9 protein-coding genes and 1 pseudogene are annotated in these 8,647 nt (G+C 62.9%); 6 read left to right on the forward strand and 4 right to left on the reverse strand.

The features are described 5' to 3' along the window. From FS320_RS32970 to FS320_RS32980, 3 genes are all read left to right on the forward strand, one after another. Positions 1-725: AAA family ATPase (locus FS320_RS32970; protein ID WP_152716641.1), on the forward strand; the 725-nt coding region annotated here is incomplete at its 5' end. A 1,116-nt stretch (positions 726-1,841) separates the two neighbouring features. Then, on the forward strand, positions 1,842-2,597 hold the full coding sequence (locus FS320_RS32975; protein ID WP_152716642.1) for a Bax inhibitor-1/YccA family protein: 756 nt from the start codon (positions 1,842-1,844) through the stop codon (positions 2,595-2,597). A 25-nt stretch (positions 2,598-2,622) separates the two neighbouring features. Further along, positions 2,623-2,892 carry a hypothetical protein gene (locus tag FS320_RS32980; RefSeq protein ID WP_152716643.1) on the forward strand — a complete coding sequence of 90 codons (270 nt, stop codon included), beginning with the start codon at positions 2,623-2,625 and terminating at the stop codon, positions 2,890-2,892. Between the two features lie 115 nt (positions 2,893-3,007). Here the strand turns inward: FS320_RS32980 and FS320_RS32985 are convergent, their stop codons facing one another. From FS320_RS32985 to FS320_RS32995, 3 genes are read right to left on the reverse strand one after another with little or no spacing between them, the layout of a single operon-like run. Next, on the reverse strand, positions 3,008-3,358 hold the full coding sequence (locus tag FS320_RS32985; RefSeq protein WP_338105602.1) for a trypsin-like serine protease: 351 nt from the start codon (positions 3,356-3,358) through the stop codon (positions 3,008-3,010). A gap of 8 nt (positions 3,359-3,366) precedes the next feature. Next, positions 3,367-4,428, reverse strand: a complete 1,062-nt coding sequence (locus FS320_RS32990) for an IS630 family transposase (protein ID WP_152716644.1) — start codon at positions 4,426-4,428, stop codon at positions 3,367-3,369. Further along, positions 4,418-4,906 (reverse strand): trypsin-like serine protease, encoded by a 489-nt coding sequence (locus FS320_RS32995; RefSeq protein WP_244627546.1) that lies wholly within the window; start codon positions 4,904-4,906, stop codon positions 4,418-4,420. The genes FS320_RS32990 and FS320_RS32995 overlap by 11 nt, the downstream gene beginning before the upstream one ends. A 339-nt stretch (positions 4,907-5,245) precedes the next feature. On the opposite strand from FS320_RS32995, the gene FS320_RS33000 reads away from it, so the two are divergent. Then, complete coding sequence (locus tag FS320_RS33000) at positions 5,246-5,527, forward strand: hypothetical protein (protein WP_152716645.1); 282 nt, start codon at positions 5,246-5,248, stop codon at positions 5,525-5,527. A gap of 61 nt (positions 5,528-5,588) precedes the next feature. Here the strand turns inward: FS320_RS33000 and FS320_RS33005 are convergent, their stop codons facing one another. Next, complete coding sequence (locus FS320_RS33005; RefSeq protein ID WP_152716646.1) at positions 5,589-7,016, reverse strand: DegQ family serine endoprotease; 1,428 nt, start codon at positions 7,014-7,016, stop codon at positions 5,589-5,591. A gap of 231 nt (positions 7,017-7,247) precedes the next feature. Between FS320_RS33005 and FS320_RS51015 the strand changes: the two are divergent. Beyond that, positions 7,248-8,152: pseudogene (locus tag FS320_RS51015) on the forward strand (DnaJ C-terminal domain-containing protein). Next, complete coding sequence (locus FS320_RS33015; RefSeq protein ID WP_192926372.1) at positions 8,153-8,437, forward strand: chaperone modulator CbpM; 285 nt, start codon at positions 8,153-8,155, stop codon at positions 8,435-8,437. The last annotated feature ends 210 nt before the right edge of the window (positions 8,438-8,647 follow it).

An 8,647-nucleotide genomic window follows, 5' to 3' on the forward strand; every position in this document is an offset into this window, starting at 1 on the left:
TCGACATGTCGGAATACATGGAGAAGCACTCGGTCGCCCGCCTCATCGGCGCGCCTCCGGGCTATGTCGGCTACGAGGAGGGCGGCGCGCTCACCGAAGCGGTCCGCCGCAGGCCGTACCAGGTGGTTCTGTTCGACGAGATCGAGAAGGCGCATCCGGACGTGTTCAACGTCCTGCTGCAGGTGCTCGACGACGGGCGCCTCACGGACGGCCAAGGCCGCACCGTGGACTTCCGCAACACGCTGATCATCATGACGTCGAATCTCGGCGCCGAATATCTGGTGAACCAGCCCGAGGGCCAGGACACCGATGCGGTGCGGGAAGAAGTCATGGGCGTGGTGCGCTCGCATTTCCGGCCCGAGTTCCTCAACCGCGTGGACGAGATCATCCTGTTCCACCGGCTGAAGCGCAGCGAGATGGGCGCGATCGTCGACATCCAGATGCGCCGCCTGCAGAAGCTGCTGGAGGATCGCAAGATCGTGCTGCAGCTCGACGAGGAAGCGCGCAACTGGCTCGCCGACAAGGGCTACGACCCGGCTTACGGCGCACGTCCCTTGAAGCGCGTGATCCAGAAGCACGTGCAGGATCCGCTGGCGGAACTGATCCTCGCCGGCGAGATCCGGGACGGCGAGACCGTGCCCGTGCATGCGGGCCCCATGGGCCTGATGATCGGCGACGTCACGGTGAGCGGCACGGGGCGGGCGAGCCACGAAATCGCGGCATAAGGCTGGGCCTGGAAGGAGTGGGAAAACCTACCCTTGCATCACCCTACGTTCCTGACACGCTTTGTCCGTGTGGCCGGCCTGAGGCCCGGCCACCGGATCTTCCCCACGCTATGAAGAGATCAGCAGATGACGATACTGACACCATTCGTTTTAGCAAGCGTTGTGTCCGGCGGCACTACGCTGTTGTCTAACCCCATGCTGTTCAGCTTTCTAACGTCCATCCGGTATCCTGAAGCATGTCGTAAGCCGCTGACCAATGAGACGGACAGGCAAGAGATCAGGCTCGCGAGCGAACTGTCCGGGCAGCAGAGTGGATCTAATCCGCGCAATGCGCGCCGGCGGCGAAGCACGACGAGCGTACACGGTGTTAGTCGAAGACGGCGGGGCGCCGAGATCCGCCGCAGGATCGCACGGACCGCCGTAGGCCGCTCACACACGACGAGGGGCCGAGTTACCCGAGTTGGATAACTTAGGTCTGGCTTAACATGATTTGCCGAATGCTCCCATAGCGAGAACGGGGCTGGAGCGAGTTTGCTTTGTTCGAATGAGGCCCCTTAAACAATGTGGGGCTTCTTGCAGGCTGCTCTTGAGCTTCGTGGCAGCTTAGCGTGCTGTCGCCTGGCAGGACCTCATGCTCTCCTCGGAGGCAAGGGCTGCAGCGGATCGAAAGAATTTTGATTGTTCGGATACAAGGCAGAAGGCGAAATCCGGTTTCGGGTATCATGCTGAATGTTCTCGAGGGCACGCGTGAATTCTGAAATGGAATACTAAGGAGAACGTCCCGGATATCTGCATTGGCTGCTTGCTGGTCTTGCGGCTGGCTAGGAAGGTGAAGGCGGGTGCTCGGCTGCGTTGGCCTTCCCGCTTTGGCGAAGGATCCCGCTATTTTCTCACATCATCGGATAACTCCTCTTGCAAGCGTTGCAGCCAATTCTCATTTTTGCTGTGTCAGGCTGGACTCCCATAGTACGGCCTGGCCGATGCACTCTGAAGAGGCTCATGACGGCCCATCTCGCGCCACATCGCGGGGCCGGACAGTCCCTTCGGGCGAGATCCGTACGAGCCTCCTCAAGTCGTCGCTGAACCTGATCGGCAACTCACTTGAAGAGGTTTGTCATGTCTTGGCTGAATGACAATTCTCGCCCGGTGCCATATGGATTCGGGCCGGGCACATTTTCTCGGTCGCAAGTTGCGTTCGACGCCGGCCTGCGGGCGCACATGATCGGCGTCTACAACTACCTGATGCTCGGGCTTGCCCTCAGCGGTGCCGTCGCCTACGCGGTGGCGAACACCGCCTTTGGCGATCTTTTCTATTCCAGTCCGCGCGAGCTGACGCCGCTTGGTTGGATCACCCTGCTGGCTCCCTTGGGGCTGATCCTGATCGCATCGTTGGGCGTGCAGAGCCTGTCCTCCGTCGGCCTCCAGGGGATCTACTGGGGCATCACGGCTCTCCAGGGAGTCGGCCTTGCAGCTTTGGTCCAGGCCTATACGGGCGAGAGCGTCACACGCGTCTTCTTCATCACCGCAACGGCCTTCGGCGCCTTGAGCCTGTGGGGCTATACCACGCGGAGCCATTTGTCCGGCTGGGGCTCGTTCCTCATCATGGGACTGGTCGGGTTGATCCTTGCTTCGCTGGTCAACCTGTTCCTCGCGAGTTCGGCCCTGCAGTTCATGATCACGATCGTTGGCTTGGTCGTGTTTGCGGGCCTGACCGCATGGGACACGCAGCGGATCAAGGAGGAGTACGTCGCGGGGCTTGCCCATGGGGACGCCGCTCTCACGAGCAGGGTGTTCGGGGCGCTGAGCCTCTACCTCAACTTCCTCAACCTCTTCCAGCTTCTGCTGTCTCTTCTGGGGCAGCGGGAGGAGTAACGAAGCGAACGAGACGGAGGAACCGATGCCCCTGACTGGACGGTTCACCCTTCGCCGCACGATCGGTGGCAAAATCGTGCTGCAAGTGGAGGAGGAGGTGAAGCGGCTCTGGCCGTTCTCGCGCTGGCATCCCGCGAAGAGGCGCTGGCGCGACGCGACCATCATGGACCTGGCGCAGCCTGAGCTGCGTCCGCTGATGGATCTGCGCTACAAGCACGGCTTCGAATGGCTCCGGATCTATGGCGAGCCGCGTGGGATCTTGCAGGCAGGAGCCGGCGTTGTCGTCCGAGGATAGTCTCTCGAACGCGGCGGACTCCAGCCAGCCCGACGGGGTAGGCGCCTGCCTGACCACCCAGCGCCGGATGGCTGCTTAGTGCTCAAGCCTGCCCCCTATCGCGGTATGGGCGCATTCACGATTGCTGGCCGCCCACTTTGGCAGGGGCAATCATGAGGATGTTTCCGCAAGGCGCCTGGGGCGTGATGACGGCGCTGGCGACACCCCAAAGCAGCGGACCGTTCCGGCCCGGGATCACGACCGGGCCTCCCGAGTCGCCGGTACACACCCGGGCTCCGACCGTGCGTGCGATGATCAGCCCTGTCTCCGATATGGCCAGAGGCTTCAATGTGGCGGTCTTCAGCGTTCCGGCAGTCCGCCCAGAAAGGCCAACACCAGCCAACCGCAAGGTGGATGGAATGCGCTGCGGATTGCCGGCAAGCCTCAAGGGAGCTCGTCCCCTGACGGGCGCAGCCAGGCGCAGCACTGCGATATCTAAGCAGCGATCCGGTGGCTAGCCAACGGATGGCGATGTCGTTCGCGATTGAGTTTCATGGTGGCCTCGTGAATGGCGGCATCGAGGCTTTCCGGCCCTGAGAAAGTCTGGTGAGCAAGATGATGCCGCTTCAGATCGCGCCAGAGCTCTTCGATGTCGTTGAGCTCCGGCGTGTATCTCGGCAGCCATTCGACCGTGAGCCAGGAGGCCCGTTCAGCGAGGGCGGCGCGCGTCACCTTGCAGGTGTGGATCGGGCCGTTGTCGAGGACGAGCACGATCGGTTTCTGCGCACGGCCGGGCATCGGGCCATACTGCGTATCGATCTGGTCCAGAAGCGCGATGAAATCGGCACTGCGCTTGCTCCGGCTGGTGCGCACAATCAGTTCACGCGGTGCCCAGTCGAGCAGACCGAGCATCGCCACCTTGGCGGCTTGGCCGGGCGCTGGAATGCGCAGATCCGCACCTTTCTTGGCCCAGGCATGGGCCAGATCGGGATGGGTGAGCGCTTCGGACTCATCTCCGAACAAGAGCACGATGTCGCCCGCCTCGGCTTGCGCCTTCAGGAGCTTGCGGCGCAGGCCGGCGCGATCCACGGCTTGTGCGTCCTGGCGGCCCTTCAGGGTATGGCGCGGCCGGCGCCAGCGGAAAGCCCCCTTTTGCCGCAACACGACTGAGAGGCATGAGCGCGAGATGCGCACGCCGGAGCGCTTCTCGCTCTCGTCGGCCAGCCGCGGCAAGGTCCAGTTGGGGCGATCCGCCACTGGTCCCGACAAAACCGCCTCGGCCACCGCGAGCGCCTGCTCGGCCTTGACCGGAGCTGGCCCCAGGGCAACGGATCGCCGCAGGGCGTCGACCCCACCCTCCATGAAAGCGCTGCGCCAGAGCCGCACGGTATCCTCGCGCACGCCGAAGGCCTCGGCGATCCGCGGGCTCGTCCAGCCTGCTAGGGTCAGCAGGAGCGCCCGCGCCCGATCCGCCTCACCCCGATCCCGCGAGTGGCTGAGGGCCATGAGGTCCCGCCGCTGCGCGGCGCTTGCAACAACAGGGGATTTACCTGCCATGATCCGCATCCCGAACTAAACCACAAGATGGAATCACAGACAGCATCCGTTGGCCACCCCGCTGAAATCTGCTTAGGGAAATCTCGTTGAGCATGTCCGCCAGATCGCGGGAGGCGAGGCGGCCCGGCCCGAAAGCATAGCGAGAAACAGCGGCCACCCGGTACGGCGAGAGGACCGGTCGGCTTCCCTGATAAAATAATACGGCTGCTCCCACCGGATTGCCTCTGACGCAGTGCGCTGCCGTGAGAACGAGATCCGGGCCGATCAGTGCTCCTGAGCAATGACTGAACCGGAGGTCGGCATCGGGCTGAAGGACAGTGCCGACCGCGACCGTTGCGCGAGCGAGTTGGTCGTTGGCCTGGGCGAGAGCGCCGCCTTCGATGGCATGGGCCTGACTGATCTGAAACGTCAAAGCCATTGCCGTGAGGCACGTCGTAAAGCGAACACAGATCCGCCGTTTCTGGCCCGTCACAAGCATGGAAGCTGCCTCCTGTTTACAACCGTCATCAGGTCACTCAAGAACGAATTCTGGTGTTGGCTACTCGTAGAGTTAGTCGATGCTCGGGCTCTGGGGGAGGTAAGAAGCCGATGTGACGCTTCAAGATTTCCAAGAGGTCCTGGAAGCTGTGCTCCATCCAACCATTCCCTGCATTTCGGGACGCCTTTGCTCCCGAGAACAGCTTACTTCTCACTAAAGCCTGAGGGTCGCGCCAAGCCCATGTAACGCCGTCCGAGCCCATGTTCCCTCGGGAACCCAGCGCCGGCCTGCGATTTTTCAGACAGAGATCATCCCATCGAATTCGCAGAGGAGGATGACATGCTAAAACGTGTGCTTCCAAGCGCCTTGGCGACGGCAGCTCTGGGTGTTGCGGCCTCTGGCTACTCGGTTCCAGACTTTGCCCAGGATCTCCCGGCCCACTGCCTTCCACAGGAGACGGCTGTTGGTCCGCTCCACGACGGCTGCAACGGATTCGTCAGGTTTGGCATGACCGGTCCCATGATCATACCCGGGCAGGCTCTCGACGTTGAAGCCACGGGGAGCATCAGCCGCGGCATGACGAAGGATGCCGCGGAGCCTGGCAGCGGCAGCCCTCAATAAAGGCGCTCTCTTCGGGTCAGCGAGGTACAGGAGCCGTGGCATCACCAGGGCTCCTGTATCGCTACGCCTCGACGGCGACGAACAGATACTGATCTTCGCGCTTCACGCGCAGGAGGACCGGCCTCTTTTGCCCCTGCGCGTGTGTCCAGGCCTTCGCCACATCCGTCGGTGCGATTACAGGCTGATTGTTGGCCGAGACAATCACATCCCCTTGCCTGAGGCCTGCTTGGGCCGCCGGACTGTTCGGCTCGACCCGCTGGATCAGGACGCCTGACGTGCCGGGCTCCAATCCCAGTTGGCCCCGGGCCGCCTCAGGAATCGGGCTGAGCGCCAGACCAAGCCGCTTGCCGCCGTCAGCCCCGCTGAGAGCCGCGGGCTCGGTGGCTTGCTCGTCGCTGCGCTGGCCGATGACGACGGTCAGTTCCTCGGTTTTGCCGTCGCGAATTACGGTCGCCGGTGCCCGGGTGCCGGGTTTCATGGCAGCTACGGTACGGGAGAGGTCGCGTCCACTGGCGACCGGCTTTCGGTCGAACTGCGTGACCACATCGCCGGTCCTGAAACCAGCCTTCTCGGCCGGGCTGCCAGGCTCCACCGAAGCAACGAGCACGCCCTTGTCGTCTGCCCGGCCAAGCGCCTGGGCAATCGCTCGGGTCAACTCCTGCAGGCGCAGCCCAACATAACCCCGCTCAACCCGGCCGGTGCGGATCAGTTGATCCGCGACGGCTTGAGCCGTGCGAGCGGGGACAGCAAAGCCAATCCCGATGTTGACACCGGACGGCGAGAAGATGGCGGTGTTGACGCCGATAACCTCGCCACGGGCATTGAACAGCGGCCCGCCCGAGTTGCCCCGGTTGATGGAGGCATCGGTCTGGATGTAGTCGTCATACGGACCCGAACGGATGTCGCGGGAGCGGGCGGACACCACCCCGACCGTCACGGTGCCGCCGAGGCCAAACGGGCTGCCGATCGCGATCACCCACGAGCCTGGTTCGGCGGCATCCGAGTCGCCCCATGTGGCGATTGCCATGTTGGGCGGCGGGTCGACCTTCAGCACGGCAATGTCGGTTGCCGGATCCCGGCCGACAAGCTTGGCCGGGACGTTGTTCCGCTCCCCGAACACGACATGGATCTCGGCCGCATCCTCGACCACGTGATTGTTGGTGACGATGTACCCGTCGGGGCTGATGACAAAGCCTGATCCGAGCGCCTGCCGGGGCTGCTGCGGACGCGGCCCTGAGGGCTCGCCATAGTAGCGGCGGAAGAACTCGCGGAAGGGCAGGTCATCCGGCAGCGATTGCGCCTGCTCCTGTTCTTCGACCCGCTGCTGCGTCGTGATTGCGACAACAGCGGGCATCTTCTGCTTCACGATCTCTGTAAAATCGGTCGGAACCTGCTGCGCGGCGGCTGGCAGCGGGGCCAGTGTCAGAGCGGCCAGAACACCGGCCAACATGTGCCTTCGCCAATCCAAGTTCCATGCTGGATGAGACATGTGACCCTCCTGCTTGAAAAGCCCAAACGGCTTCAGACAGAGTAGAGCGCTTCCCCAATGCCGGAAACACGGAGAGGTTCCAGCTGGCGCGGTCTGCTGCTTCCTTGTTGTTTGAACCTTACGTCAACAAGGCCGAGGCAAGGATCTACGGCTCCCGCTTCGCGTTCTTAACCCGAGTCGAAGGATGATCCCTTTTCCTGGAGTGAGATGCTTGGTTGTAGGAGGGAGGTCGTGGCCGAATCCCCTTACGAATTGCTCGGTGTCGCACCCGATGCGTCGGCCGACGAGATCCAGAAAGCTTACCGCCGGCTGGCCAAGAAGTCCCACCCGGACCTGAACCCTGGCGATCCCCAGGCCTTGGATCGCTTCAAAGCGATCTCCTCTGCCTATGGTCTGCTGAGTGACCCTGAGAAACGGGCCCGTTTTGACAGCGGCGAGATCGATGCCTCCGGCGCAGAGCGGCCCCAACCGAGGTACTACCGCGATTTTGCGGCTGACAGCGCGGAGCAGCCTTACACCTCGGACGCGGGCTTCGCTGATTTCATGGATCAGGACATTTTGGCCGAGCTTCTGCGGCGGGGCACCGGGCCCGCGCTCCGATGCCGGGACGGGATCTGCGGTTCCGCCTCTCGATCGAGTTCCTCGAGGCGGTCAACGGCACCCGCAAGGCAGTGACCTTGCCGAACGGCCAATCTCTGGAAATCAACGTTCCGCCTGGCATTGATGACGGCCAGGTGTTGCGGCTGGTTGGCAGGGGTGAGCCTGGCGCGGGCGGAGCCCCACCCGGGAATGCGCTGATCGAGATCCATGTGCGTCCGCACCGCCTGTTCAGGCGCGAGGGCGACGATATCCGGCTTGATCTGCCGATCACGTTGAAAGAGGCCGTGCTAGGAGCTCGCATCCAGGTGCCCACGCCGACAGGGCCCGTGATGGTGAGCATTCCGAAAGGGAGCAACACAGGAAAAGTTCTGCGCCTGAAGGGGAAAGGGGCGCCTCGATCGGACGGCACACATGGGGACCTTTACGCTGCGCTGAGGATCATGCTGCCGGACCGACCGGATGCTGAGTTGGAGGCGTTCGCGGAAGGCTGGCAGGCAGGCTCCTCTTACAATCCGCGTCAAGGCATGGAGGCTTGAATGCTGACCATCGAGCAGCTGCAGGTCCGTCTCAACCTTGATGCCGGCACACTTCAGCTATGGATCGAAGAAGGATGGCTGTTGCCCCGGCGGGACCCGGACCTCGCCTTTTCCGAAGGCGATGTGGCACGGGCACAGCTTATTCTCGACCTGAGGCGCGAAATGGGCGTCAATGATGAGGGGATCGGCATCATCTTGAGCCTCGTCGACCAGATGCACGGGTTGCGCAGGGTTCTTCGTGAGCTGATGCAGGCCAGCCAAGAGGCCGGGCTGCCGCGTTCGTAAGCGGGGGGCGGAACAAGAGCTGCTCTTGGCCAGTTCGGGGGCGTCCTGGAGTTCGAGTTAACGGATTGCAAGGCGTTCCGTCGTGAACGGCTTCAACATGCGTCCACCCTCCAACCGATCCATTTTGTAACGCCGAATCTGGACGTGGTCAGGGCTGGAAAGAGTGTTCCACAAACGCCTGTCGGACTGCCGAAGACGTTTTTCTCACAT

Origin of the sequence: Microvirga tunisiensis (genome assembly GCF_009296175.1) — a bacterium.
Classification (GTDB): domain Bacteria; phylum Pseudomonadota; class Alphaproteobacteria; order Rhizobiales; family Beijerinckiaceae; genus Microvirga; species Microvirga tunisiensis.

Coding starts and splice junctions, on each gene's coding strand:
- FS320_RS32975 (WP_152716642.1), top strand. CDS start 1,842: ATGTCTTGGCTGAATGACAATTCTCGCCCGGTGCCATATGGATTCGGG.
- FS320_RS32980 (WP_152716643.1), top strand. CDS start 2,623: ATGCCCCTGACTGGACGGTTCACCCTTCGCCGCACGATCGGTGGCAAA.
- FS320_RS32990 (WP_152716644.1), bottom strand. CDS start 4,428: ATGGCAGGTAAATCCCCTGTTGTTGCAAGCGCCGCGCAGCGGCGGGAC.
- FS320_RS32995 (WP_244627546.1), bottom strand. CDS start 4,906: ATGCTTGTGACGGGCCAGAAACGGCGGATCTGTGTTCGCTTTACGACG.
- FS320_RS33000 (WP_152716645.1), top strand. CDS start 5,246: ATGCTAAAACGTGTGCTTCCAAGCGCCTTGGCGACGGCAGCTCTGGGT.
- FS320_RS33005 (WP_152716646.1), bottom strand. CDS start 7,016: ATGTCTCATCCAGCATGGAACTTGGATTGGCGAAGGCACATGTTGGCC.
- FS320_RS33015 (WP_192926372.1), top strand. CDS start 8,153: ATGCTGACCATCGAGCAGCTGCAGGTCCGTCTCAACCTTGATGCCGGC.